We start from the raw sequence: 24,329 nt of genomic DNA on the forward strand, positions 1-24,329 counted from the left end.
GCTCGGCGAGGGGGCCTCGGTCGGCGCGCGGGTCGCCGTCGACGCGGGAGGCGTCGTCGACGGGCCGACGGGGCGCGGTGTGCGCACCGGTCTCGGCGCGCGCACCGATCTCGGGCGAGCCGGGACGGCCGCCGTGCGTCGAGGGACCGGGGCCGGACTCCGCGGCCGACGGCTCTGCCACCGGGGCGAACCGCACGCGCGCGCCCGGACGCAGCAGCGCGGGTGGGTCGCGGTCGACGTCGAACAGCGGCACGTCGCAGGTGCCGAGCAGCATCCACCCACCGGGGGTCGCCGCCGGGTAGACGGCGGCGAACTCGCCCGCGATCGCCACCGCACCCGCCGGGACGCGCTCGCGCGGCGTCGCCCGCCGCGGGACGTGCAGGGCGGGGTCGAGACCGGTGAGGTAGGCGAATCCCGGCATGAAGCCGCCGAACGCCACCGTGTACGTCCCCTCGGCGTGCCGGCGGACGACCTCGTCCTCGGTCAGACCCGTCGCCCGGGCGACCTCCGCGAGGTCGGCGCCGTCGTAGCGCACGGGCAGGACGACGGCGTCGGCGGGGTGCGCGTCCGCGCCGGCAGCGCCGGCGGGGTGCGCGTCCGCGCCGGCAGCGCCGGCCGGGTGCGCGTCCGCGCCGGCAGCGCCGGCCGGGTGCGCGTCCGCGCCGCGGCGACGGCCACCCCAGCCGACTCCACCATCGCGTCGACCGCGGCCCTGGCCTCCCCGGGTGTCGCGAACCGCACCAGCACCGTCCGCGCGGCCGGGACGACGTCCACCGCACCGGGTGGCGGATCGACCCGGAGGGCGTCGTCGAGCGCGCGGACCGCCGCGAGGTCGGGCAGGTCGGCGAGCAGCGCGTCGACGCCGTACGGCACGACGCGCACGCCCTCCGCCGTCGGTGCCGTCACCGGGAGCCCCCGGTCACCCGACGGCCGGGCGCAGCCGGACCCCGGCCGCCTCGAGGGCCGCCCGGACGGCCCGGGCGACCGGCACCGCGCCCGGCGTGTCGGAGTGCACGCACAGCGACGCCGCGTCGATGGTGACGACCGACCCGTCCACCGCCACCACGGTTCCGTCGGTCGCGAGGCGCACGGCACGCTCGGCCGCCTGCGCCGGGTCGGTGACGAGCGCGCCGGCGCGTCCGCGCGGCACCAGCGTGCCGTCCGCGAGGTATCCCCGGTCGACGAACGCCTCGGTCACCGTCGGCAGGCCCGCCGCACGCGCGTGCCGGAGCACCGCGGAACCGGGCAGGCCGACGACCGCCAGGGACGGGTCCACGCCCACGACCCCCGCGACGACGGCCGCGGCCTGCTCCTCGTCGTGCACGATCCGGTTGTAGAGCGCGCCGTGCGGCTTGACGTAGCCGACCCGCACCCCGACGGTCCGGGCGACGGCCTGCAGCGCGCCGACCTGGTAGGCCACCTCCGCGGCGAGCTCGCCCGGCGGCACGTCGAGCCGACGCCGGCCGAACCCGACGAGGTCCCGGTACGCCACGTGCGCCCCGACGGCGACGCCGCGGGCCAGGGCCGTGGCGCACCGGGCCGCCATGATCGACGGATCGCCGGCGTGGAAGCCGCAGGCGACGTTGGCGCTGGTGACGACGGACAGCAGGGCGTCGTCCGTCCCGAGGTCGCCGAGGGTCCAGGGGCCGAGGCCCTCGCCCAGGTCGCAGTTGAGGTCGATGTGCGTCGCCACGTGCCCATCCTGCCTCGCGTCCGGCCCCCGACCCCCACGGCGACCCGCGCGGGCGGAGGGGCGGACCGCGAGCGGCGCCCGGTACGCCGCGGCGCCGCCGAGGGGCGAGGATGGTGCCGTGGTGAGGACCGGTGAGCTGCTCGACGTGCTGCTCGCCGCGGGCCGGCGGGCCGACCGTCTGACGCACGTGCGGCACCTGCCCGCGCACGAGGGCACCGCCGTGGACTGGCCCGCCTGGGCGGACGCCGACCTCGTAGCCGGCTACCGGGCGCTCGGCGTCGAGCGACCGTGGCGGCACCAGGCGCTGGCCGCCGACGCGGCGTGGTCCGGGCGGCACACCGTCCTGTCGACGTCCACCGGCTCCGGCAAGTCGCTGGCGTTCTGGCTGCCCTCGCTGTCGGCGGTCCGGGCGCAGGCCGCGGCGCGCGCTCTCGACCCCGGCCGCATCGAGACGGTCGCCCGCCGCGGGTCCGTCCTCTACCTGTGCCCGACCAAGGCGCTCGCGGCCGACCAGCGGCACGCGCTCGACCGGGTGCTGTCCGCGGCGCGGCTCCGCGACGTCCGGGTCTCGACCTGCGACGGCGACACGGCGCAGGAGGAGCGGCGCTGGGTGCAGGAGCACGCCGACGTCGTGCTCACCAACCCCGACTTCCTGCACTTCGCCCTGCTGCCGCAGCACCGCCGGTGGGCACGGCTGCTGGGGTCGCTCCGCTACGTGGTGCTGGACGAGTGCCACGCGTTCCGCGGCGTCTTCGGCGCGCACGTCGCGGCCGTGCTGCGGCGGCTGCGCCGCGTCGCGGGGACGTACGGCGCGGACCCGGTGTTCCTGCTCGCGTCGGCGACGACGGCCGAGCCCGCGGTGAGCGCGGCCCGCCTGATCGGCGTCCCGCCCGACCAGGTCGTCTCCGTGTCGGACGACGCCTCCCCGGCCGGCCGGAAGACCGTGGCGCTGTGGCAGCCGCCCGAGGTCGCGCCGGCGGAGGGCCCGTGGAGCGGGCTGCTGCCCGAGGACGACCCGTGGGCGCTGCCGCTCGACGAGCCGCCCGTGGACGTGGACCGGGTGGGCGACGGGCGTTCGGCGGGAGACGCGGACCGGGTGGGCGACGGGCACTCGGCGGGAGACGCGGACCGCGACGGGGCGGCGCCCGGGGCGGCGGCGCCCGGGGCGGCGGCCCCCGACGCGCACCTGCCCGAGGTCGCCGGCGACGCGGGCGCGCCCGGCTCCGACGACCCGGCCGCCCGCACCGCCGCGCCGGCCCCCGGGCCCGATGCCGGCTCGGTCGGCCCGGCCCGCGAGGGCTCCGGCCCGCTGGGCACCGGCGAGGACCTGGTCGCCGACGACCCCGACCGCCCGCGCCGCTCGGCGACGGCCGAGGTCGCCGACCTGCTCGCGGACCTCACGGCGGCCGGCGCCCGGACCCTCGCGTTCACGCGGTCGCGCCGCGCCGCGGAGTCGGTCGCCACGGTCACCCGGGAGCACCTCCGCGAGGTGGACCCCGAGCTCGCCGGGACGGTCGCCGCCTACCGCGGCGGGTACCTGCCCGAGGAGCGGCGCGAGCTGGAGCAGGCCATCCGGACCGGCCGCCTGCGGGCGCTCGCCACCACGAACGCCCTCGAGCTGGGGGTCGACATCTCCGGCCTGGACGCCGTCGTGATCGCCGGCTGGCCGGGCACGCGGGTGTCGCTCTGGCAGCAGGCGGGCCGGGCGGGCCGGGCGGGTGCCGACGGGCTCGTGGTGCTGGTCGCGCGCGAGGACCCGCTGGACACCTACCTGGTGCACCACCCCGAGGCGGCGCTCGACGCCCCCGTGGAGGCCACCGTCTTCGACCCGGGCAACCCCTACGTGCTCGCCCCGCACCTGTGCGCGGCCGCGGCGGAGACCCCGATCCGCGCCGAGGAGCTGGACCTGTTCGGCCCGGGCACCCGGGAGCTGCTGGACGTCCTCGTCGCCCGGGGCGCGCTCCGCCGCCGGCCCTCGGGCTGGTACTGGACGCACGCCGAGCAGGCCGCGAGGCTGACCGACCTCCGCGGCACCGGGGGCGACCCCGTGCGCGTCGTGGAGTCCACGACGGGGCGGCTGCTCGGCACGGTCGACTCCGCCGCCGCCGACTCGACCGTGCACGGCGGCGCCGTCTACGTGCACCAGGGGGCGACCTACGTGGTCGACGAGCTGCGTCTGGAGGACGGCGTGGCGCTCGTCGACCGGCGGGACGTCGACTACGGCACCTGGGCGCGCTGGGTCACCTCGACCGAGATCCGCTCGGTCACGGCGGAGCGGCGGTGGGGGCCCGTGACCTGGGGTTTCGGCGCGGTGGACGTCACCACCCAGGTCCTCAGCTTCCAGCGCAAGCGCATCCCGGACATGGAGGTGCTCGGCTCGGAGCTGCTCGACCTCCCCGCGCGCACGCTGCCCACGACCTCGGTCTGGTGGACGGCGCCCGTCGAGGTGCTCGAGCAGGCCGGGATCACCGTCGAGACGGCACCGGGTGCGTTGCACGCCGCGGAGCACGCCTCCATCGGGCTGCTGCCGCTGCTCGCCACCTGCGACCGGTGGGACCTCGGCGGCGTCTCGACCGCGCTGCACGCCGACACGGAGCAGGCGACGGTGTTCGTGCACGACGCGTACCCCGGCGGCGCGGGGTTCGCCGAGCGGGGGTACGACCTCGGCGCGACCTGGCTGCGCGCGACCCGCGAGGCCATCGCGACCTGCCCGTGCCGGACCGGGTGCCCCGCGTGCGTGCAGTCGCCGAAGTGCGGCAACGCCAACAACCCGCTGGAGAAGGCGGCCGCCGTGCGGCTGCTCGACGCGGTCCTCGCACACGCCCCGGCCTGAGCCCGGCGGCTGCGCCGCGCCCCGCGGTGCCGAGGACACCGGGGCGGCGCGGCGCGGGCCCGCGGTCGCCTCGGCGGTGGCCTGCCCGACGGCCGTCCGCACCTCGGCACGGACGTCGACGTCCCTCCCGCCGACGACCGCGCACGCGACGAGCGCCGCGCCGTTCCGCTCGACGACCCTCCGGGCGACCTCGCAGGAGTCGGTGTGCCCGCGGAGCAGGCCGCCGGCCGCGGCGAGCGACCCCAGGTCCGCGGCGGTCTGCGCCCGGGCGCGCGCCTGCTGGACGACGCCGAGCATCCCCAGCGCCGCGGTGAGCACGGCCGTCACCGCCGCGAGCGCCACGACCAGCACGGAGGCCGAGCCGCGGTCCCGCACCCCCGCACCCGGACCCGCGCGGCGTCTCCCGCCCACCGGGGCGCCGCCCGGACCGCTGCGGGCGCGACCCCGCCGGGCGGGACCCACCGGCTTCACGGCTCCACCCAGGCGGCGGCCGTGCCCCTGACGGTCAGCCCTCCGACCAGCGGGAGAGCAGGCCCGACGCCCGCCTCGACGGTCACGACGACCCAGGCGTCGTCCCGGGCGACGGCCGTCCGGGCTCCGGTGCCGGCCACCCGGGTGGCCGCGGCAGCGACGGCGGCGTCGCCCTGGCCGATCGCCGCGACCCGGGCCGCCACGCGGGCGGCGTCGGCGCACCGGAGCTGGGCGACGGCGCTCGCCGCGAGCGCCACCACCACCCCGATCAGGACGGCGACGACCGGCAGGAGGACCGCGAACTCGGCGGTCACCGAGCCACGGTCCTGCCGCGGGTCCCGCCGCGGGCGCCCGGTCACACCGCCAGGGCGTCGCGCACGAGGTTGGTCAGCGTCTCCCGGATCTCCGCGCTGCGAAGGATGACGACCAGGAGCCCGGCGAACCCCACCGCGGCGATCATGACGACGGCGTACTCCGCCGTGGCCAGGCCGGCGTCCCGCGTCGTCCCGGCGAACCTCGCCCGCACGCGCCGCACACCCGCCGACGCCTGTCGCACCGCCCCCGTCGCGCGGCGGCAGCGTCGCCGCCAGGCCGTCCGCGTGCTGCTCACCTGCTGCATCTCGTGCCTCCCGTGTCCGTGCCGGCCGCCCGTCGGCCGGCAGGACCGACCCTGCCGGGGCCGGCCACCGGGCCGCCGAGCGGCGGCTCGTGCGCTGGGGACGACGCACGCCCCCGCGCCTGTGGAGGACTCGGCGCCCGCTCCTCGCCTCGCGCACGACCGCTGGGAGCCGCACGAGTCCCCGGCACGTCGACCCGGCACGCGCCGCACACCGCCGGACGAGCGCCCGACACCGAACGAGCAACCGACACGTCGAGCGAGCAGTCGCCGGCTACCCGCTCGACGTGTCGGTCGCCCTCTCGGCGGCGGGCCCGCGGCGGGCTCGGCGCGGCGGGGTCGGCGCGCGGCGTCAGAGCAGACCGCGGCCGAGGGACGCCAGCACCGGGACGAGCCCGACCAGCACGAACGCCGGCAGGAAGCACAGGCCCAGCGGGACGACCAGGCGCACGCCCAGCTGGCCCGCCGCTTCCCGCGCCGCCCGCTCGCGCGTCCGGCGGAGCTCGCCGGCGGCGGCCCGCAGCGCCGGCCCCGCGGGCGCTCCCGTCCGCCACGCCGCCTCGAGGCCGTCCAGCACGGCGCCCAGCGCCGGGGCGTGCACCCACGCGGCCGCCCAGGGCTCCCCGAGCAGCAGCGCCGCTCCGGCTCGGTCGAGGTCCCGGCCGACGGCTCCGCCGAGCGCGGCCCCGACGGCAGCGAGGGAGCCCGGCACGCTCGCGCCGGCGCTCACGGCCACCGCGAGCAGGTCCACGACGGTCACCAGGTCCACGGCGAGTGCGTCCTCGCCCCGTCCGTCGGCGCCGGTCCGCGCGGTGCTGCGGGTGGCGGCTGCCGGGCCGGGCCGACGGGACGCCGGAGGCCCGAGCAGGTGCACGGTCAGGGCGGCGAGCAGGACGAGCAGCGCCTGGCTCACCGCGCGCCACCGCGCGCCGACCCGCGCGTGTCCCCGAGCCGCGCACGGCTGCTCGCGAACGGGTGCCCACCCGAGCCCGCACGGCTGCTCGCGAGCGGGTGCCCACCCGAGCCCGCACGGCTGCTCGCGAACGGGAGCCCACCCGAGCCCGCGCCGACACCCGCCGGCGGGCGCCCGCTCGAGCCGGCACCGCTGCCCGCAGCCGCGCGCCCACCCGAGCCCGTGGCCGAGCCCGCCGAGCGCGCACCCGCGACCATGCGCCCCGTCCAGCGTCGTCCGACCAGGGTCAGCACCAGCCCGGCCACCCCGGCCGCCGTGCCGGCTCCCCCGCCGAGCAGGAGGCCCAGCGGGTCGGCGCCGAGCAGGGTCCCGAGGACGACCCCGAGGACCGGGAGCCACGTGAGCAGGGAGGTGGTCTGCCGGGGTCCGGCGAGCGCGCCCCGCACGGCGGTCTCGGCGTCCGCGTCGGCGGCGAGCGCGCGGGCGCACTCCTCCAGCACACCCGCCGTCGGGGCGCCGAGCCCGGCCGCGAGCCGGCCGGCCGCGAGCACGCCGGCGACCCGTCGGCGCAGCTGGTCGGTGGACGGGTCGCCCGCCGGCGGGCACCGGTGCTGCGGCAGCACCGCCCCGAGGACGTCCTGCGCCGCGGGCACACCCGACGGGCCGACCGGGACGCCGAGCACCAGCTGCCAGGCGTCGGCGGGCGCGCGGCCCGCGCGCACCTCGGCGGCCACCGCCGTGACGACCGCACCCAGCAGCGCCGCGGGGTCGGTGTCCGGTCGCCGCCACCCCCACCGGCCCGGCGCACGCCGCAGCGCGTCCGCGGCGCTGCGTGCGCTGAGCGACCGGGCACGCGGCCCGGCGGCCACCCGCCGCCGGGCCACCGCGCCGGGCCTGGCGCCCAGCAGCACGGCGGCCGCGGCCAGGGCCGCGACGAGCAGCGCCCCACCGGCCGCGCCCCCGGTCACCCGCGTGCGCCCCGCACGGCGGTCGACCCCGGCACGTGGCCGACCGGGCCACGGGAGCCGCCCGCCTCACCCCGGTGCCCGGCGCGCCGGGCGAGGTCCGCCCACCCCGGTCCGCTGGTCACGCCCCCGTCGGGAGCGGCCGCGAGCGCCGTCCGCACCACGAGCGTCCCCCGCTCGGGGTCGCGCGCGACGGTCGCGATCTCGGCCACCCGGCGCCGGCCGCCGTCCCGGCGCAGGTGCACCACGGCGTGCAGGGCGCTGGCCGCCTGCGCCGCCAGCGCCTCCCGGGACAGCCCGGCGAGCGCGCCGAGCGCCTCGAGCCGGGCGGGGACGTCGGTCGCGGCGTTCGCGTGCACGGTGGTGCAGCCTCCGTCGTGCCCGGTGTTCAGCGCGCTGAGCACCTCGCGCACCTCCGCGCCGCGGCACTCGCCCAGGACGACCCGGTCGGGCCGCATCCGCAGGGACTCGCGCACCAGGTCGCCGAGGTCGACGCCACCCGCGCCCTCGACGTTCGGGCGCCGGGCGAGCAGCCGGACCACGTGCGGGTGCCGCGGGGCGAGCTCACCCGCCTCCTCGACGCACACGATCCGCTCCCCCGGGTCGGCGAGCGACAGCAGCGTCGACAGCAGGGTGGTCTTCCCCGTGCCGGTCGCGCCCGAGACGAGCAGGTTCGCCCGCCCGGCGACGAGCCCCCGGAGCACCCCGTCGACCCCCGGGGGCACCGTGCCGTCGCGCACCAGGTCCTCCAGGGCGAACGGCCGGTGCCGCACCACGCGCAGCGACAGGAGCGTGCAGCCGTCGGCGACCGGGGGCAGCACCGCGTGCAGCCGCGTGCCGTCCGGGAGCCGGGCGTCGGCCGCGGGGCGGGCGTCGTCGAGGCGCTGCCCGGCCGCCGCGGCGAGCCGCACCGCCAGGCCGCGGACCCGCTCGGCGTCCCCGAGGTCGACGGCGGCACGCTCCAGCCGCCCCTCCCGCTCCACCCAGACGTCGCGCGGGCCGTTCACGAGGACGTCGGTGACGGCCGGGTCGTCGAGCAGCGGCTGGAGCGGGCCGGCGCCCACGATCTCGGCCCGGACCACCCCGTCGAGCTCGGCCAGCGCCGCGCTGCCCAGCACGCGCCCGCTCTCCCGGAGCGCGGCGGAGACCCGCCGCCCGGTGACCGGGCCGCCTTCGGCCGCGAGCCGGTGCCGGACGCCGGCCACCAGGTCGGCGACCCCCGATCCGTCGTCGCCACCCGCGGCGCGCGGGTCGCCGCCGGTCACGCGAGCCGCCGCGCCAGACGCGCCACGGCGCGGGCGGCCGCGGACGACAGCGCAGGGCCGACGCCGCTGTCGACGGCCGCGCCGAGCCCGCGCGCCCGCGGCAGCGCCGCCACGACCGGGAGGCCGACCGCGGCGGCGACCTCCTCGACGCCCAGCCCGCCCGGCGCCGGGCCGCGCGCGACGAGGCCGACGCGCCGGCCGTCGCCCACCAGCCCGTCCCGGAGCAACCGGGCCCCCGCGACCGCCGGGACGTCGCGCGGCACCACGACGAGCACCGTGCTGCACGCCGCGAGCAGCGTCGAGCCGCGGGCGTCCTCGCGCGGCGGTCCACCCGGTGACGCGGTGGGGGGACCGCCCTCGACGGCCGCGTCGCCCGCCCCGCTCGGCCCCGGGTCGCCGCGCGCGCCGCCGAGCACCGCCGCCCGGTCCAGGTCCAGCACGACGGATCCGTGCGCCGCCCGGAGCGCCCGGAGCACGTCCGCCAGCGCGGCCGCGGGCGGTGGGCCCGGCCTGGTGTCGTCGGTGGGCAGCACCGCGCACCGCCCCCAGCGCATGAGGTTCCCGGCGAGCAGCGCCGGGTCGACCGCGCCGCGCGCACCACCGAGGTCCGGCCACCGCAGCCCGGGGTGGGCCTCGAGGCCGAGGACCGTGTCGAGCGAGGGCCCGGGCCCGGTGTCGACGAGCACGGCGGTCCCCCGCCGCGCGAGCTCGGCCGCGAGCACCGCCGCGGTCACCGTCGCCCCCGCCCCGCCGCGCGCACCGACCACGCCCACCACACCGGCACCACCGGCCGGCCGCTCGCCCCTGGCCATCCTGCCTCCCGTCGGTCGTCGGTCCGCCGCCCGCGGCGACCTGCCCGACTCGACGGTGCCGCGCCGCACCGGCCGACCGTCGACCGCCGGAGCCCGACCTGTGGACGACGCACGCCCCTGGCCCCTGTGGTCGTCCCGGTGAGGCTCGATACCCTCGATCCAGGAGGCACCCGTTCCCCATGAGCCCCGGCCGCACCTCGCCCACGTCCCCCGCCGACGACGCCGCACCGGCGCGCGCCGCCGCGTTCTTCGACCTGGACAAGACCGTCATCGCGACGTCGGCGGCGAGCGCGTTCGCCCGTCCGTTCCTGTCGGGCGGGCTGCTCACCCGGCGGGCGGCGGTGCGTTCCGCGGCCGCCCAGCTGGCGTTCCTGCTCGGCAGCGCGACCGAGGGCCGCACCGAGCGCGTGCGGGCCCAGCTGTCGGCGATGGTCAGGGGCTGGGACGTCGAGCGGGTGTCGGCGATCGTCGCCGAGAGCCTGCAGGACGCGATCGGCCCCGTCGTCTACGCCGAGGCGCTGGACCTGGTGGCCGAGCACCACGCCGCCGGGCACGACGTCGTGGTCGTCTCGGCGTCGAGCGTGGAGCTCGTGCAGCCGATCGCCGAGCTGATCGGGGCGGACGAGGTGATCGCCAGCCGGATGGGCGTCGCCGACGGGCGGTACACCGGGGAGATCGCGTTCTACGCCTACGGCCCGGCCAAGGCCAGCGCGATGCGGGACCTGGCGCACCACCGCGGGTACGACCTGGCCGCCTCGTCCGCGTACACCGACTCGGCGACAGACGCCCCGATGCTGCGGGCGGTCGGCCACGCGTTCGTCGTGAACCCCGACCGCGCGCTGCGCCGGCTCGCGGAGCAGGAGGGCTGGACACCGCTGGTGTTCCGCCGGCACGTGGCGGTGTCGGCGGGCCGGCGCCGCGCGGCGCTCCGGCAGCTCACCGGCCCGGCGGCCCGGGACCGCGTGGCGCTCGGCCTCGCCGCGGCCCTGGTGGTGGCAGCGGGGGTGGCCGCGTGGGCCGCCACCCGCCGGCGCCCGCGCCGCACGTGACCGCGTGGACCATCCGGCATCCGGGCAGACGTCCCGCCATCCGGGCAGCGGGGCGGATCGACCAGGGAGTTCGCCCGCGGCCCTTCCCCGCGGCGCGGACGTGGGCTGGAATGGGCAGCACAACAGAACGGCCCGAGGGAACCCACGCGCGATCCGTCCACGCATAGGACGCGTCGAACGGGCTCGACCCCGTCTCGACTGACCACGTGCACGCCTGATAACCCTCGCGGTCGTCCGTTCGGCAACGGCGCCCTCCCCGGGCGCCGTTGTTCGTGCCGGGCGGCGTCACCCGGGCGGCGTCACCCTGGCGGCGTCAGCCCAGCCGCCCCGCGAGCACCGCGTCCGCCACGCGCCGCGCCTCGGCCGCCCCCGCGACGACCGCGTCCGCGCAGGCCCCGACCCACGCCGCCACCCCCTCGGGCGTCCCGGTCGCGAACCGCGCGGCCGTCGCCAGGTAGGGCACCGGCGCCGCGGCCCACCCCGCCTCGGGCACGACCGCCCCGGTGGGGTCCAGCCCTCGCGCGCACAGCAGGAGCCGGGCGGCGGCACGCGCGACGGTCCCGTTGGCCGCGGCGAACGGCCGGACCGCCAGGAGCTCGCCGTGCACCACTGCCGCCACGACGAGCGCCGGCGCCCGTGTGGTGCCCACCGTCCGGGTGAGCAGGGCCAGCCGTGCGGCGGCCTCGGACCCGCCCGGAGCGGCGCCCAGCCCGGTGAGATCGCGCGGCGGGGCGTCCTCCGTGCGCACCCGGCCCAGGTCCGCGTCGGGCAGCCACCGGGCGCCCGCGGCGGCGTGCAGCCGGGCGAGCAGCTGGCCGAGCGGGGGCAGCGCGGGCTCCGAGCGGGCGCCCAGGTCGGGCCGCCACGTGGCCGCGAGCGTCGTCGCGCGCAGGGCGCCGGTCGCCACCCGCAGGTCGACCGGGCCGGCCGTGCGCGGTTCCGCGTCGTCCGCCCGCACCCCCGCCGGCCCGGCGGCCCCCGCGGCCGGCGCCACCCGGTCGCCCCCGGTCGCCACCCCGCGCAGCACCTCGAGCGGCACCCGCGCCCCGTCCACGGCGGCGCTCGCCCGGGCCGCGCGCACGTCCGCCTCGGCCCGCACCTCGCGCCACCGGCGCCGGAACGCCTCGTGCCAGCGCAGCTCCTCGCAGGCGGTCCGCGCACGGTCCACGGCGTCGCGGACCCCCGGCAGGTCGAGCAGCGGGGCCAGCGGGTCGTCGCCCGGGGCCGGGCGCGAGGACGGGGCGACGGGCAGCACGCGGCCACCCTACGAGCGTCGCCCGCCCCCACGACGCGCCGGGGCCCCGGCCCGGGCGGAGGAGGGTGTTCCGGGTCACACTGACCCCATGCCCTCGACGCCGAGCGTGTCCTCGTCCATCACCGCGCGCCTGCACGTGGAGGCCCGGCCCACGGCCGTCTCCGAGCTGACGTCCGCGATCGAGCAGACCGGCGGGATCGTCACCGCCCTCGACGTCACGGCGTCGGGGCACGAGCGGCTCACCGTGGACGTCACCTGCGCGACGAGCGGCGAGGAGCACGCCGCGCAGATCGTGGCCGCCCTGCGCGAGCTGCCCGGCGTGGACGTCGAGCGGGTCAGCGACCGGACCTTCCTCATGCACCTGGGCGGCAAGCTGTCGATCGAGTCGAAGGTCCCGCTGCGCAACCGCGACGACCTGTCGATGGCCTACACCCCCGGCGTCGCGCGCATCTGCGAGGCCATCGCGGCCCGGCCGGACGACGCGCGCCGCCTGACGATCAAGCGGAACACCATCGCCGTGGTCACCGACGGCAGCGCGGTGCTCGGGCTGGGGGACATCGGGCCGCTCGCATCGCTGCCCGTGATGGAGGGCAAGGCGGCGCTGTTCAAGCGGTTCGCCGGGATCGACGCGTTCCCGCTCGCCCTCGACACCCAGGACGTGGACGAGATCGTCGAGACCGTCGTCCGGGTCGCCCCGGTGTTCGCCGGCATCAACCTGGAGGACATCTCGGCGCCGCGGTGCTTCGAGGTCGAGCGTCGGCTCCGCGAGCGCCTGGACATCCCGGTGTTCCACGACGACCAGCACGGCACGGCGATCGTCGTGACCGCGGCGCTGACCAACGCGCTCAAGGTCGTCCGCAAGGACATCGGCCAGGTCCGGGTCGTGCTGTCCGGGGCGGGCGCGGCGGGCACGGCGGTGCTCAAGCTGCTGCTGGCGGCGGGCGTGCAGGACGTGGTGGTCGCCGACATCGACGGCATCGTGCACCCCGGGCGGGAGCTGGCGTCGCCCGAGCTGCGCTGGATCGCCGAGCGCACCAACCCGCGCGGTGTGACGGGCGAGCTGCGGGGGGCGCTGGTCGGCGCCGACGTGTTCATCGGGGTGAGCGCGCCGAACATCCTCACCGGCGAGGACGTCGCGACGATGGCCCGGGACGCGATCGTGTTCGCGATGGCGAACCCCCGGCCGGAGATCGACCCCGCCGAGGCCGCCCGGTACGCGGCGGTCGTCGGCACCGGCCGCAGCGACGTCGCGAACCAGATCAACAACGTGCTGGCGTTCCCGGGCGTGTTCCGGGGGCTGCTCGACGCCCGGTCGCACGTCATCACCGACGCGATGCTGCTCGCGGCGGCGCGGGCGCTGGCCTCCGTCGTGACCGACGACGAGCTGAACCCCGCGTACATCATCCCGAGCGTCTTCCACCCGGACGTCGCGTCGACCGTCGCCGCCGCGGTCGCGCAGGTGGCGGGCGCGACCGCCGGGCCCCGGGCCGACACCGGGTCGGTGGCGGTCGTCCCGGTCCCCGGGAGGTAGCCCGCGGGGAGCCCGCCCGGGCACGGCCTCACCCCGGGGGTGCCGCGCTCCGCGCCCGTAGGATCGCCCGGTGCAGTGCCACCACTTCGACGCCGCCCGGTGTCGCTCCTGCACCTGGATCGAGCAGCCCTACGCCGACCAGCTCGCCGCCAAGCAGGAGCGCTGCCGGGAGCTGGTCGACCCGTTCGGGCCGCTCGACTGGCTGCCCCCGGTGGCGAGCGCGGAGCACGGCTTCCGGAACAAGGCCAAGATGGCGGTCGGCGGCACCGTCGACGCGCCCACGCTGGGCATCCTCGACCCGGGCGGGGTCGGCGTCGACCTGCGCGACTGCGGCCTCTACCCGGCGTCGCTGCAGGCGTCCCTGCCGGTGCTGGCGGAGTTCGTGACGCTCGCCCGGCTGGTGCCGTACGACGTGCCGACGCGGCGCGGCGAGCTCAAGTACGTGCTGGTCACCGAGTCGCCCGACGGCGAGCTGCTCGTGCGGTTCGTGCTGCGGTCGTCCGAGGCGCTGCCCCGGCTGCGCAAGCACCTGCCCTGGCTGCTCGCGGCGCTGCCCCGCGCCGTGGTCGTCTCGGCCAACCTGCTGCCGGAGCACAAGGCGGTGCTCGAGGGTGAGCAGGAGGTCGTGCTGACCGAGCGCGCCACCCTGCGGATGCGGGTGAACGACGTCGACCTGCACCTGCGGCCGCAGAGCTTCTTCCAGACCAACACCGACGTCGCCGCGGCGCTGTACCGGATCGGGCGGGAGTGGGTGGACGCCGCCGACCCGCGCTCGGTGTGGGACCTGTACTGCGGGGTGGGCGGGTTCGCGCTGCACGTCGCCCGGCCGGGCCGGGCGGTCGTGGGCATCGAGACGTCGGCCGAGGCGGTGGCGAGCGCCGAGCAGAGCCGTGCGGACCTGGGCCTGCACGGCGTGCGGTTCGCCGCGGGCGACGCGACGGCGTTCGCCCTCGGGGCGGGTGCCCCGCCGGACCTGGTGATCGTGAACCCGCCGCGACGGGGCATCGGTCCCGCCCTCGCGGGCTGGCTGGAGGAGTCGGGCGTCCGGGACGTCGTGTACTCGTCGTGCAACGCCGCGTCGCTCGCCCGCGACCTCGCGGCGATGCCGTCGCTGCGCCCCCGCCGGGGCCGGCTGCTCGACATGTTCCCCCAGACCGGCCACTACGAGGTCGTCGTGGCGCTGTCCCGGGACTGAGCCGGGCGCCGGGCGTGCCTTTCGTCCCACGTCTGGCGCGTCGGGGCGCAGGACCCTGATCGCATGCTCAGCGTCGCCGAGGCCCTCGACTACCAGACGCAGGCGGCCCGGACGAAGACGGACCTCGCCCGCCGCCCCGGCGTCTACCTCGTCAACACGATGCTCGCCGGGGCCTACATCGGCCTCGGCGTGGTCATCATGGCGACCGCCGGCGGGCCGCTCGCCGACGCCGGGTCCGGGTTCACTCCGCTGGTGCAGGGGCTCGTGTTCGGCGTCGCCCTGACGATCGTCGTCGTCGCCGGGGGCGAGCTCGCCACCTCCGGGATGATGGTCTTCACCCAGGGCGCGATGCGCGGGGCGATCTCCTGGGCGCGCGCCGGCGGGACGCTGCTCGCCTGCCTGGTCGGCAACCTGCTGGGTGCGGTCGTGCTGGCCGTGATCCTGCACCTGTCGGGAGCGCTGGGCCCCGACCGCCCGGCGGGCCGGATGATCGCGTCGATGATCGCGCACAAGGCCGAGGAGTCGGGCACCGAGCTGTTCTTCCGCGGCGTCATGTGCAACCTGATGGTCTGCCTGGCCATCTGGTGCGCGGGCCGGCTGCAGGACGAGGTCGCCAAGATCATCGTGATCTTCGCCTGCGTGATGGTGTTCATCACCTCCGGGTTCGAGCACGTGGTCGCCAACATGACGACGTTCTCGTTCGGCCTGGTCGGCGGGCTGGAGGGCGCCACGGTCGCCGAGTTCGCGCGGAACGTGCTGCTCGTCGGGCTCGGGAACCTGGTCGGCGGGGGGCTGCTCGTCGGCGCCGCGAACGCCGTCGCCGCCGCCCCGGCGCGGGTGCCCGCGGGTCCGGTCGACCCGGCGGAGCCGGAGCCCGAGACCCTGGCCGCCGCGACGCGCTGAGGTCGCGCACCGCTCGCGCACCGCTCGCGCACCGCTCGAGTGGAAGGTCTGGCCGGACACGCCGTCGGTGTGTCGGGCCAGACCTTCCACTCGACGGGCGGGTACCGGTTCTCGCACCCGGATCCGGACATCTCGGGCGCGCCGGAGGGCAGGTGGCGACCGGGCGCTCTACCGTCGGACGGAGCACCGACGTGACCAGCACGGCCGCGTCGACACCGAAGCCGCTGCGCGGGAGGCGCCTGACGCTCCTGCCCCGCACACCGTGAACCGGCGACAAGGGAGCAGACATGAGCAGCACCTCGGACCGCGAGCAGGACGACGCGACGTCGACCACGCCCGACCCCGCGGAGCAGCCCGCGCCGGAGCCGGGCACCACCGACGGGGCCGGAGCGACCGGCGCGACCGCGACGACCGGCGCGGCCGCCGGCACCGCGCCCGGCACCGCGCCCCGTTCCGCGACCGCCCCGCGCTCGCCGAGCACGCCCACCACGCCCACCGAGCGGGTGCCCACCGTCCCCGCCTCGGGTGCGGCGTCCCGGGACGCGGCCGCCCCGGCCACCTCCGGGTCCGCCGCAGCCGCAGCCGCAGCCCCGGCCCCGGCCACCGCGAGCGCGGACCGGACCACGGACCCCGCCGCCGGCGGCACCGGCACCCCGTCGCGCGGCACCAGCACGCACCGGGCCGTCCGGCCCGCGCCGACCCCGCCTGCGCCCGAGGATCCCCCGGCCTCGGCCCTGCCGGGCGCTGCGCGCACCCCCGGCACCCCCGGCGGCCCCGGGACGCCCGGTGGCCCGGGCTCCGCGCGGTTCGCCGCCGACGGCGCGGGCGCGCCGACCGCCCCGCTGCCGACCACGCCCGCCGGCGGCGTCGCCCCCGGCGCGACGGTCGCGGCGTCGACGCCGACCACCCCGGCCCCCAGCGAGCCGGTCCGCACGAGCATCCGCGGGGCGGAGGCGCGCGCCGCCGCGGTGCTCACGCGGGACTCCGACGACGGCCCGAGCCCGGCGGCCCCGGGCGTGGACGCCGCCGGGGGGCTGCCCGGTACCGGCCCGTCCGACGCCACCGTGCCCTACGGCGACCCGTCCGCCCCGGCGCCGGCCGGGCCGGCCGCGCCCGTGATCCCCGGCGCGCAGCGCGCCGGCGGGCAGGACGAGCACCCGGCCCGCCCGCGCGGCCGCCGCGCCGCCGCCACCGCGGACGCCGCCCCGGAGCCCGCCCACCGTCCCGTCGGCGGGGCCGTCCGGCACGTGCTCGGCGCGCTGGTCGGCCTGGTCGTCGGCGCGCTCGGCGTGTGGACGGTGCTGTTCGGGCAGTCCCGCGTGCTGGCGGCGCAGGCACCCGGCTGGGACGCCTCGTACGACGCGCTCGGCGTGGTGCTCGTGACGGCGGGCGTCCTGGTGCTGGCCGTCGTGCTCGGCCTCGGTCTGTGGACGCCCGCGGTCCCGATCACCGCCGGCCTCGTCGCCTCGGTCGTCGGCGTGGTGCTCCTCTACGTCCCCGCGACGACTCACGTGGACGTCGTCCGGTGGGTCGCCACGGAGGGCACGGAGTACTCGGTCGTGCGGGCGACCGTCACCGCGACGTCGGGCACGGTGTTCGTCGTGGGGGCGCTGCTGCTCGTCGCCGGGCTGGTGCTGGCCGCGGCACGCCGTCGCTGGCTCCCCCGGGTCTGACCCGCGCCGCCGCGCTGCCCGCGCCAGCGACGACGCACTCGCCAGGGACGAAAGTCCTACTAGAGTGCCGAGAGACGCGGCATCCGGGCCGCGCCAGCTCGCACCGACGTCGTTGCGCTGGAGGTACACGTGGCCCTCGACAGCTCCGCCCCGCAGGCCGCCCCCGACGGGGGCACGCCCCCTCCCGACGGCCCGGGGCCCGACGCCCCCGCGCCGGGCCTGGAGAACCTGCTCACCGAGGACCGGCGGTTCCCCCCGGACCCGGCGTTCGCCGCGCAGGCGAACGCCCACGCGGAGCTCTACGCCTGGGCCAACGCGGCGCGGCTGGAGTTCTGGGCGGAGCAGGCGCGGTCGCTCCTCGACTGGGCGGAGCCGTTCCACGAGGTGCTCGACTGGTCCGGCGCACCGCGGGCGCGCTGGTTCGGCGACGGCCGGCTCAACGCCGCGTACAACGCGGTGGACCGGCACGTCGCGGCGGGCCACGGGGACCGGGTCGCGCTGCACTTCGAGGGCGAGCCCGGCGACACCCGCACGCTCACGTACGCGGACCTGCAGCGCGAGGTGTCCCGCGCCGCGAACGCCCTCACCGCCCTGGGCGTGCAGACCGGCGACCGGGTGGCGATCTACCTGCCGCTGATCCCGGAGGCCGTCATCGCCATGCTGGCGTGCGCCCGGATCGGCGCCCCGCACTCGGTGGTGTTCGGCGGGTTCTCGGCCGAGGCGCTGCACACCCGGATCCTCGACGCGGACGCCCGCGTGGTGATCACCGCCGACGGCGGCTACCGGCGGGGCGCCCCGAGCGCCCTGAAGCCCACCGTCGACGAGGCGCTCGCCAAGGGCAGCGGGGACGTCGTCCGGAACGTGCTGGTGGTCCGGCGGACCGGCCAGGAGGTGCCGTGGACCGAGGGCCGCGACGTGTGGTGGCACGACGCCGTCGACGGCGCGTCCGACGCGCACGAGCCGGTCGCGGTCGAGGCGGAGCACCCGCTGTTCATCCTCTACACCTCGGGCACCACCGGGAAGCCGAAGGGCATCTTCCACACCACCGGCGGCTACCTGACCCAGGCGGCGTGGACGCACCTCAACGTCTTCGACCTCAAGCCCGAGACCGACGTCTACTGGTGCACCGCCGACGTCGGCTGGGTCACCGGGCACACCTACGTCGTCTACGGGCCGCTGGTCAACGGCGCGACCCAGGTCATCTACGAGGGCACCCCGGACACCCCGCACCGCGGCCGGTGGTGGGAGATCGTGCAGAAGTACGGGGTGTCGATCCTCTACACCGCGCCGACCGCCATCCGGACCTGCATGAAGTGGGGCGAGGACGTCCCGGGCCAGTTCGACCTGTCGAGCCTGCGGGTGCTGGGGTCGGTCGGCGAACCGATCAACCCGGAGGCCTGGACCTGGTACCGCCGGGTCATCGGCGGCGACCGGACGCCGGTGGTCGACACCTGGTGGCAGACCGAGACCGGCGCGATCATGATCAGCCCGGTGCCGGGGGTCACCGTCGCCAAGCCGGGCTCCGCCCAGACCCCGCTGCCGGGCATCGCCGCCGACGTCATCGACGACGACGCCCACCCGGTCCCGAACGGCTCGGGCGGGTACCTCGTGCTCACCGAGCCGTGGCCGGCCATGCTCCGCGGCATCTGGGGCGACGAGCAGCGGTTCCGGGACACCTACTGGGCCCGGTTCCCCGGGATCTACTTCGCCGGCGACGGCGCCAAGAAGGACGAGGACGGCGACATCTGGCTGCTCGGACGGGTGGACGACGTGATGAACGTGTCCGGGCACCGGCTGTCGACCACGGAGATCGAGTCCGCGCTGGTGTCGCACCCGTCGGTCGCGGAGGCCGCCGTCGTCGGGGCGCACGACGACACCACCGGGCAGGCCGTGGTCGCGTTCGTCATCCTGCGGGGCGGCGCCGCCGAGCAGTCCCCCGAGGACACGGCGACCGAGCTGCGGGCGCACGTGGCGCAGCAGATCGGCCCGATCGCCAAGCCGCGCACGATCCTCGTGGTGCCGGAGCTGCCGAAGACCCGGTCCGGCAAGATCATGCGCCGGCTGCTGCGGGACGTCGCCGAGCACCGGCAGGTGGGCGACGCGACCACCCTGGCCGACTCGTCGGTGATGGACCTGATCCAGCAGGGCCTGGCGGCACCGAAGGGCTGACCTGCCGCGCCGGCCGTAGACTCGGCGCGTGCCCCGCTGACGTGCGGGGCACGCGTCGGTCCGCCGCCGCCCGACCGGGTGGGGCCGGCCGACGGGGACCGAGCAGCAGGGGGCGTCAGTGACCGGGTGGGACCTCACCGCGCGTCGCGCCGTCGACCTGCGCCGGGTCGCCAGCGCGCTCTGTCGCTGAGCACCCGCCTCCGTCCCCCCTCGCCCGCGTCGCGCGGGCCTCCTCCCACCCCACGGGCGCGCCCTGACGCGCGCCCGCGAAAGGCTGCTGCATGTCCTCCACCGCCCCTGCGGTGCGGGAGCGCTCGCGCGTCCGCACCCTGCTCGGCACCTTCGGCTTCCAGATCATCGCGGCGCTCGTGCTGGGCGTCGCGCTCGGCTGGGTCGCGCTCGCGATGGGACCCGTGAACGCGGGCACCGACGCGGAGTCGCCGAACTGGCTCACCAGCACGCTCGACACCGTCGGCTCGTCGTTCGTCACGCTGCTGCGCGCGATCGTCCCGCCGCTGATCTTCGCCGCGATCGTCGCCTCGGTCGCCAACCTGCAGAACGTCGCCAACGGCGCGCGCCTGGCCTGGCGCACCCTGCTGTGGTTCGCCATCACCGCGCTGATCTCCGTGGTCATCGGCATCGGCCTCGGCCTGGTGCTGCAGCCCGGCAACCACACCACGATCAGCCTGGACGACGCGAAGGAGCCCGGCCGCACCGGCTCCTGGACCGACTTCCTCGACGGCCTGATCCCGGGCAACCCGCTCGGCCTCGGCGCGAGCACCACCGCGGCGGAGGACGGCTCGCTCAGCACGTCCGTCAGCTTCAACGTCCTGCAGATCGTCGTCATCGCGATCGTCGTCGGCATCGCGGTGCTCCGCACCGGGTCGAAGGCGCAGCCGTTCCTCACGTTCGTCCGGTCCGCGCTGGCCGTGATCCAGAAGGTGCTGTGGTGGATCATCCGCCTGGCGCCGCTCGGCACGCTCGGCCTGGTCGGCAACGCGGTCGCGTCGTACGGCTGGGACTCGCTGGCGTCGCTCGGCCGGTTCGCGATCGCCGTCTACGTCGGCCTCGCGCTGGTGCTGTTCGTGGTCTACCCGGTGATCCTGCGCGCGAACGGCCTCGGCGTGGCCCGGTGGTTCCGCGGCGCGTGGCCGGCGATCCAGCTGGCGTTCGTGTCCCGGTCGTCGATCGGGACGCTGCCCGTGACGCAGCGCGTGACCGAGCGGAACCTCGGCGTGCCGTCGGAGTACGCGTCGTTCGCCGTGCCGCTCGCCGCCACGACCAAGATGGACGGCTGCGCGTCGATCTACCCGGCGATCTCCGCGATCTTCGTCGCGCAGATCTTCGGCATCGACCTGTCGGTGCTCGACTACGTGCTGATCGCGTTCGTGTCGGTCGTCGGCTCCGCGGCGACCGCCGGCCTCACCGGCGCGATCGTGATGCTCACGCTGACGCTGTCGACCCTCGGGCTGCCGCTGGCGGGCGTGGGCCTGCTGCTCGCGATCGACCCGATCCTCGACATGGGCCGCACGGCGGTGAACGTCGCCGGGCAGACGCTGGTGCCGACGATCGTCGCGAAGCGCGAGGGCATCCTCGACCGCGCCCAGTACGACACCGCCCAGGCGGAGGACCTGTTCACGGACGACGAGCCGGAGGCCGAGCCGGCCCCGGCCCGCTCCCCGGAGCCCGCCGCCGCCCGCTGAGGCGGACCGTCCGTCGCCCCAAACCCGCCGAGATAGGACCGTCGCGCCGAGATAGGACGCCCGACGGCCCTATCTCGGCGGGGACGTCCTATCTCGGCGCAGCGGGGCGCTCGGCGCAGCAGCCGGCCCGCCGCTCTCGGCGCAGCAGCCGGCCCGCCGGGTCAGCGCGCGGGGTGCGTGAGCAGCCCCGTGCGGGCGACCTCGCCCAGCCAGTGCGCGCTGGGCTTCGGGGTGCGCTCGAACGTGTCGCGGTCCCAGCCGATGAGGCCGAAGGTCGGCGCGTAGGAGCCCCACTCGTAGTTGTCGAGCGCCGACCAGTGCAGGTAGCCGCGCACGTCGATGCCGTCGGCCATGGCCTCGTGGACGCCGACCAGCGCGTCGTGGGTGTAGTCGATCCGGCGGGCGTCGTCCTGGGTGGCGATGCCGTTCTCGGTCACCACGATCGGCACCCCGCCGGTGCGCTCCCAGGCGTTGCGGATGCCGATGCCGATCGCGGGCGGGAAGTACTCCCACCCCGTGAGCGTGGTCTCGGCGCCCTCGGGGACCGGCAGCGGGTTGCCCTGCGGGTCGATGAAGGTGCGCAGGTAGCCCTGCACGCCGATCCAGTCGTCGCCCTTGGCGGCATCCAGGAAGATGTCCTCCCGCGGGTAGCCGTAGGCCTTCGTGGCCTCCTCGGCGCCGGGCGCCGCGTGGTACGCCTGGGTCGCCACCGACCAGCCCGACTTCACCTGCGGGAGCTGGGCCAGCACCCCGCGCGACCGGCGGTGCGCCTCGATCAGCGCGTCGGTGATCTGCGGGTCCGGCGCGGGCAGCCGCGAGGCGGTCATCTCGGTGCCCTCCTCGCCGCGGGTCATCGCGACCATGTTGGGCTCGTTGATGGTGCACACCCACTCGACGTCGTCGCCGAGGACGGGCAGCGCGATCTCGGTGAACCGCTCGAACAGCGCCGGGGCGTCCGGGTTCCGCCAGCCGCCGCGCTGGGCGAACCAGCGCGGGTGCGTGAAGTGGTGCAGCGTCACGGACGGCGTGAGGCCGTGCTCGCGGCAGGTGTCGACCATGCGGCGGTAGTGCGCGAGCTGCGCCTTCGACACGAACCCCGGCTCCGGCTCGATCCGGGCCCACTCGATGCTGAACCGGTACGAGTTGAAGCCCAGCGAGGCGAGCAGCGCGATGTCCTCGGGGTACCGGTGGTACGAGTCGGCGGCGTCGCCGGACGGCTCGGCCAGGTCGGTGCCCGGCGCGTGCTCGCGCACCCACCAGTCGGAGTTGACGTTGTTCCCCTCGACCTGGTGCGCGGCGGTGGAGGCACCCCAGAGGAAGCCCTCGGGGAACTGGCGGCTGACGGACATGCGGGTCCTTCCGGTGGTGCGGGTGGTTCGGGGGCGCGGCGGGGAGTGCCCGGCGCGCCCGGGGTCACTTGAGGCCGACGGTGGCGATGCCCTGCACGAAGTACCGCTGCAGCGCGACGAACAGCAGCAGGATCGGCGTGATGACGAGCACCGCGCCGGCCAGCAGCAGGCCGTAGTCGGTCGCCTGCTGCCCGGTGGAGTACAGGGACAGCGCGACGGGCAGCGTGTACATGTCCTGGCTCTGCGCCGCGACGAGCGGCCACAGGAAGTTGTTCCACGAGCCGAGGAACGTGAGGATGCCGAGCGTCGCGAGCGGGGGGCCGCACAGCGGCATGACCACCCGCGCGAAGATGCGCAGCTCGCCGGCGCCGTCGATCCGCGCGGCCTCCATCAGCGGCTCGGGGATGCCGAGCATGAACTGCCGCATGAGGAAGACGCCGAGCGGCTGGGTCAGGAACGGCAGGATCAGCGCCGGGTACGTGTTGAGCAGGCCCAGGGAGGTGACCTGCACGAACAGCGGCACGAACGTCACGACGCCCGGGACCATCAGCATGATCATCACGAGCGCGAACAGCGCCTTCTTGCCCGGGAAGTCCATCTTGGCCAGCGCGTAGCCGACCATCGAGCAGAACAGCAGGTTGCCCAGGACGGTGACGACGGCGACGATCACCGAGTTGGTGAAGAACTGGCCGAAGTTCAGGTCCGTGAACCACCGCCCGAAGTTGTCGAACGTGGGGTCCTGCGGCCAGATGGTCGGCGGCTTGGTGAGGATCTCGCGCTGCGTCTTGACCGACCCCAGCACCATCCAGACGAACGGCAGCAGCCAGAGCAGCACGCCGACGACGAGGACCGTGTAGGTGAGCGCGCGGCCGGTGGGCAGCCGGCGGCGGCGCGGGGACGGGGCGGGCTGCGCGAGCCGGTCGACGGCCGGGTGCGGCGACGGCGGGGTGATGGTGGACATCTGCGGCTCTCCCGTCAGTCCTGCGACCGCAGCAGCCGGAACTGCAGCAGGCTCAGCAGCGCGATGGCCAGGAACAGCACGTAGGACGCCGCGGAGGCGAACCCGTACTTGCCGAAGCCGAACTGCTCGAACGTGTAGAAGGCGGTCGACAGCGTGGAGTCGAGCGGCCCGCCCTGCGTCATCACGAACGCCTCCTCGAAGAACTGCAGGTAGCCGACCGAGATGAGCACGGCGCCGAGCAGCAGCGTCGGGCGCAGCAGCGGCAGCGTCACGCTGCGGAACCGGCGCCACGGGGACGCGCCGTCCATGACCGCGGCCTCCTGGACCTCGGCCGGCACGGACTGCAGGCCGGCCAGGAAGATCACCATGAGCGTGCCGACGTTCCGCCAGACGGCCATGAGGATCAGCGACGGCAGGGCCCACGTCGTCGAGCTGAGCCAGTTCGGCCCCTCGATCCCGACCCAGCCGAGCGCCGTGTTGAGCAGCCCGTCGGGCTGCAGGATGTACCGCCACACCACCGACACCGCGACGATGCTGGTCACGACCGGGGCGTAGAACCCGACGCGGAACGCCGACCGGAACCGGCTGATCCCGGAGTTCAGCGCCACGGCGAGCGCGAGGGCGACGACCATCGTCAGCGGGATGCCGACGACCACGAACGTGCCGGTCACGCTGAGGGACTTGAGGAACCGCGCGTCGCCGAACAGCGCGACGTACTGGTCCAGCCCGACGAAGTTCACCGCGAACGGCGTGCGCACGTCCCGCGAGGTGAAGTCCGTGAACGACATCGCGAACGACGACACCAGCGGCACGAGCATGAAGAACCCGAACACCAGGACGAACGGCAGCGCGAACATCCACGCGACCATCCCCTGGCGCCGGCGGCGCGCGGCGGCGGGCCCCCGGGCGGGGACCGCCGCCCGGCCGGATCGCGCGGACCCGGCCGGACGGGGTGCGGCTGTGGTGGTCATGG

The 24,329-nt window shown here is 77.0% G+C and carries 22 protein-coding genes and 1 pseudogene; 9 read left to right on the forward strand and 14 right to left on the reverse strand.

Going from position 1 to position 24,329, the window contains the following annotated elements:
• From MHY85_RS21380 to MHY85_RS09615, 3 genes are all read right to left on the reverse strand, one after another.
• Positions 1-535 (reverse strand): carboxyltransferase domain-containing protein (locus MHY85_RS21380; RefSeq protein ID WP_308191351.1); only part of this gene is annotated, 535 nt, incomplete at its 3' end.
• Complete coding sequence (locus MHY85_RS21385) at positions 484-906, reverse strand: carboxyltransferase domain-containing protein (protein ID WP_308191352.1); 423 nt, start codon at positions 904-906, stop codon at positions 484-486. The genes MHY85_RS21385 and MHY85_RS21380, both read right to left, overlap by 52 nt.
• Before the next feature lie 13 nt (positions 907-919).
• Positions 920-1,693 carry a LamB/YcsF family protein gene (locus MHY85_RS09615; RefSeq protein ID WP_239195840.1) on the reverse strand — a complete coding sequence of 258 codons (774 nt, stop codon included), beginning with the start codon at positions 1,691-1,693 and terminating at the stop codon, positions 920-922.
• A 118-nt stretch (positions 1,694-1,811) separates the two neighbouring features.
• Here MHY85_RS09615 and MHY85_RS09620 point away from each other — a divergent pair, with 118 nt between their 5' ends.
• Complete coding sequence (locus tag MHY85_RS09620; protein ID WP_239195841.1) at positions 1,812-4,526, forward strand: DEAD/DEAH box helicase; 2,715 nt, start codon at positions 1,812-1,814, stop codon at positions 4,524-4,526.
• A 66-nt stretch (positions 4,527-4,592) separates the two neighbouring features.
• Here MHY85_RS09620 and MHY85_RS21390 read toward each other — a convergent pair.
• The 7 genes and pseudogenes from MHY85_RS21390 to MHY85_RS09655 form a co-directional block, all read right to left on the reverse strand.
• Positions 4,593-4,997, reverse strand: a pseudogene (locus MHY85_RS21390) (Rv3654c family TadE-like protein); the annotation flags it as partial.
• Positions 4,994-5,311 (reverse strand): TadE family type IV pilus minor pilin, encoded by a 318-nt coding sequence (locus MHY85_RS09630; protein ID WP_239195842.1) that lies wholly within the window; start codon positions 5,309-5,311, stop codon positions 4,994-4,996. The pseudogene MHY85_RS21390 and the gene MHY85_RS09630, both read right to left, overlap by 4 nt.
• Positions 5,312-5,352: 41 nt before the next feature.
• On the reverse strand, positions 5,353-5,523 hold the full coding sequence (locus tag MHY85_RS21840; protein WP_239195843.1) for a DUF4244 domain-containing protein: 171 nt from the start codon (positions 5,521-5,523) through the stop codon (positions 5,353-5,355).
• A 442-nt stretch (positions 5,524-5,965) separates the two neighbouring features.
• Positions 5,966-6,526 (reverse strand): type II secretion system F family protein, encoded by a 561-nt coding sequence (locus MHY85_RS09640; RefSeq protein WP_239195844.1) that lies wholly within the window; start codon positions 6,524-6,526, stop codon positions 5,966-5,968.
• Positions 6,523-7,494: a hypothetical protein gene (locus MHY85_RS09645; RefSeq protein ID WP_239195845.1), complete on the reverse strand. Its 972-nt coding sequence runs from the start codon at positions 7,492-7,494 to the stop codon at positions 6,523-6,525. Before MHY85_RS09645 ends, MHY85_RS09640 begins: the two co-directional genes overlap by 4 nt.
• Positions 7,491-8,756 (reverse strand): TadA family conjugal transfer-associated ATPase, encoded by a 1,266-nt coding sequence (locus tag MHY85_RS09650; protein WP_239195846.1) that lies wholly within the window; start codon positions 8,754-8,756, stop codon positions 7,491-7,493. Before MHY85_RS09650 ends, MHY85_RS09645 begins: the two co-directional genes overlap by 4 nt.
• Positions 8,753-9,568: a pilus assembly protein FlpE gene (locus tag MHY85_RS09655; protein WP_239195847.1), complete on the reverse strand. Its 816-nt coding sequence runs from the start codon at positions 9,566-9,568 to the stop codon at positions 8,753-8,755. Before MHY85_RS09655 ends, MHY85_RS09650 begins: the two co-directional genes overlap by 4 nt.
• A gap of 179 nt (positions 9,569-9,747) precedes the next feature.
• Between MHY85_RS09655 and MHY85_RS09660 the strand changes: the two genes are divergently transcribed.
• On the forward strand, positions 9,748-10,617 hold the full coding sequence (locus MHY85_RS09660) for an HAD family phosphatase (RefSeq protein WP_239195848.1): 870 nt from the start codon (positions 9,748-9,750) through the stop codon (positions 10,615-10,617).
• 313 nt (positions 10,618-10,930) lie between these two features.
• On the opposite strand, the gene MHY85_RS09665 is transcribed toward MHY85_RS09660, so the two are convergent.
• Positions 10,931-11,872, reverse strand: a complete 942-nt coding sequence (locus MHY85_RS09665; RefSeq protein ID WP_239195849.1) for a Fic family protein — start codon at positions 11,870-11,872, stop codon at positions 10,931-10,933.
• Positions 11,873-11,960: 88 nt separating this feature from the next.
• Here MHY85_RS09665 and MHY85_RS09670 point away from each other — a divergent pair, with 88 nt between their 5' ends.
• The 7 genes from MHY85_RS09670 to MHY85_RS09695 all read left to right on the forward strand — a co-directional run bounded on the left by MHY85_RS09670 (position 11,961) and on the right by MHY85_RS09695 (position 21,046).
• Entirely contained in the window at positions 11,961-13,403 is a 1,443-nt protein-coding gene (locus MHY85_RS09670; protein WP_239195850.1) for an NAD-dependent malic enzyme, read from the forward strand.
• A 70-nt stretch (positions 13,404-13,473) separates the two neighbouring features.
• Positions 13,474-14,598: a 23S rRNA (uracil(747)-C(5))-methyltransferase RlmC gene (gene rlmC / locus MHY85_RS09675; protein WP_239195851.1), complete on the forward strand. Its 1,125-nt coding sequence runs from the start codon at positions 13,474-13,476 to the stop codon at positions 14,596-14,598.
• Between the two features lie 63 nt (positions 14,599-14,661).
• On the forward strand, positions 14,662-15,501 hold the full coding sequence (locus tag MHY85_RS09680) for a formate/nitrite transporter family protein (protein ID WP_239195853.1): 840 nt from the start codon (positions 14,662-14,664) through the stop codon (positions 15,499-15,501).
• 287 nt (positions 15,502-15,788) lie between these two features.
• Positions 15,789-17,174 carry a hypothetical protein gene (locus MHY85_RS09685; protein WP_239195855.1) on the forward strand — a complete coding sequence of 462 codons (1,386 nt, stop codon included), beginning with the start codon at positions 15,789-15,791 and terminating at the stop codon, positions 17,172-17,174.
• Between the two features lie 219 nt (positions 17,175-17,393).
• Entirely contained in the window at positions 17,394-19,343 is a 1,950-nt protein-coding gene (gene acs / locus MHY85_RS09690) for an acetate--CoA ligase (protein ID WP_239195867.1), read from the forward strand.
• 118 nt (positions 19,344-19,461) lie between these two features.
• Positions 19,462-19,533, forward strand: a complete 72-nt coding sequence (locus MHY85_RS22040; protein ID WP_374225953.1) for a putative leader peptide — start codon at positions 19,462-19,464, stop codon at positions 19,531-19,533.
• Between the two features lie 91 nt (positions 19,534-19,624).
• Entirely contained in the window at positions 19,625-21,046 is a 1,422-nt protein-coding gene (locus MHY85_RS09695) for a dicarboxylate/amino acid:cation symporter (protein WP_239195857.1), read from the forward strand.
• Positions 21,047-21,207: 161 nt separating this feature from the next.
• Here the strand turns inward: MHY85_RS09695 and MHY85_RS09700 are convergent, their stop codons facing one another.
• The 3 genes from MHY85_RS09700 to MHY85_RS09710 form a co-directional block, all read right to left on the reverse strand.
• Entirely contained in the window at positions 21,208-22,395 is a 1,188-nt protein-coding gene (locus tag MHY85_RS09700; protein WP_239195858.1) for a glycoside hydrolase family 1 protein, read from the reverse strand.
• A 64-nt stretch (positions 22,396-22,459) separates the two neighbouring features.
• On the reverse strand, positions 22,460-23,356 hold the full coding sequence (locus MHY85_RS09705) for a carbohydrate ABC transporter permease (RefSeq protein WP_239195859.1): 897 nt from the start codon (positions 23,354-23,356) through the stop codon (positions 22,460-22,462).
• Between the two features lie 14 nt (positions 23,357-23,370).
• Positions 23,371-24,327 carry a carbohydrate ABC transporter permease gene (locus MHY85_RS09710; RefSeq protein ID WP_239195860.1) on the reverse strand — a complete coding sequence of 319 codons (957 nt, stop codon included), beginning with the start codon at positions 24,325-24,327 and terminating at the stop codon, positions 23,371-23,373.
• Between the last annotated feature and the right edge of the window lie 2 nt (positions 24,328-24,329).

Source organism: Cellulomonas sp. ACRRI (assembly GCF_022346185.1).
In the GTDB taxonomy this organism is placed as follows: domain Bacteria; phylum Actinomycetota; class Actinomycetes; order Actinomycetales; family Cellulomonadaceae; genus Cellulomonas.

Bases quoted from the DNA above. Each gene is read 5' to 3' on its own strand.
- MHY85_RS09680 (WP_239195853.1), top strand. From the start codon at position 14,662: ATGCTCAGCGTCGCCGAGGCCCTCGACTACCAGACGCAGGCGGCCCGG.
- MHY85_RS09695 (WP_239195857.1), top strand. From the start codon at position 19,625: ATGTCCTCCACCGCCCCTGCGGTGCGGGAGCGCTCGCGCGTCCGCACC.
- MHY85_RS09700 (WP_239195858.1), bottom strand. From the start codon at position 22,395: ATGTCCGTCAGCCGCCAGTTCCCCGAGGGCTTCCTCTGGGGTGCCTCC.
- MHY85_RS09655 (WP_239195847.1), bottom strand. From the start codon at position 9,568: ATGGCCAGGGGCGAGCGGCCGGCCGGTGGTGCCGGTGTGGTGGGCGTG.
- MHY85_RS09710 (WP_239195860.1), bottom strand. From the start codon at position 24,327: ATGACCACCACAGCCGCACCCCGTCCGGCCGGGTCCGCGCGATCCGGC.
- MHY85_RS09670 (WP_239195850.1), top strand. From the start codon at position 11,961: ATGCCCTCGACGCCGAGCGTGTCCTCGTCCATCACCGCGCGCCTGCAC.
- MHY85_RS09685 (WP_239195855.1), top strand. From the start codon at position 15,789: ATGAGCAGCACCTCGGACCGCGAGCAGGACGACGCGACGTCGACCACG.
- MHY85_RS09705 (WP_239195859.1), bottom strand. From the start codon at position 23,356: ATGTCCACCATCACCCCGCCGTCGCCGCACCCGGCCGTCGACCGGCTC.
- MHY85_RS09660 (WP_239195848.1), top strand. From the start codon at position 9,748: ATGAGCCCCGGCCGCACCTCGCCCACGTCCCCCGCCGACGACGCCGCA.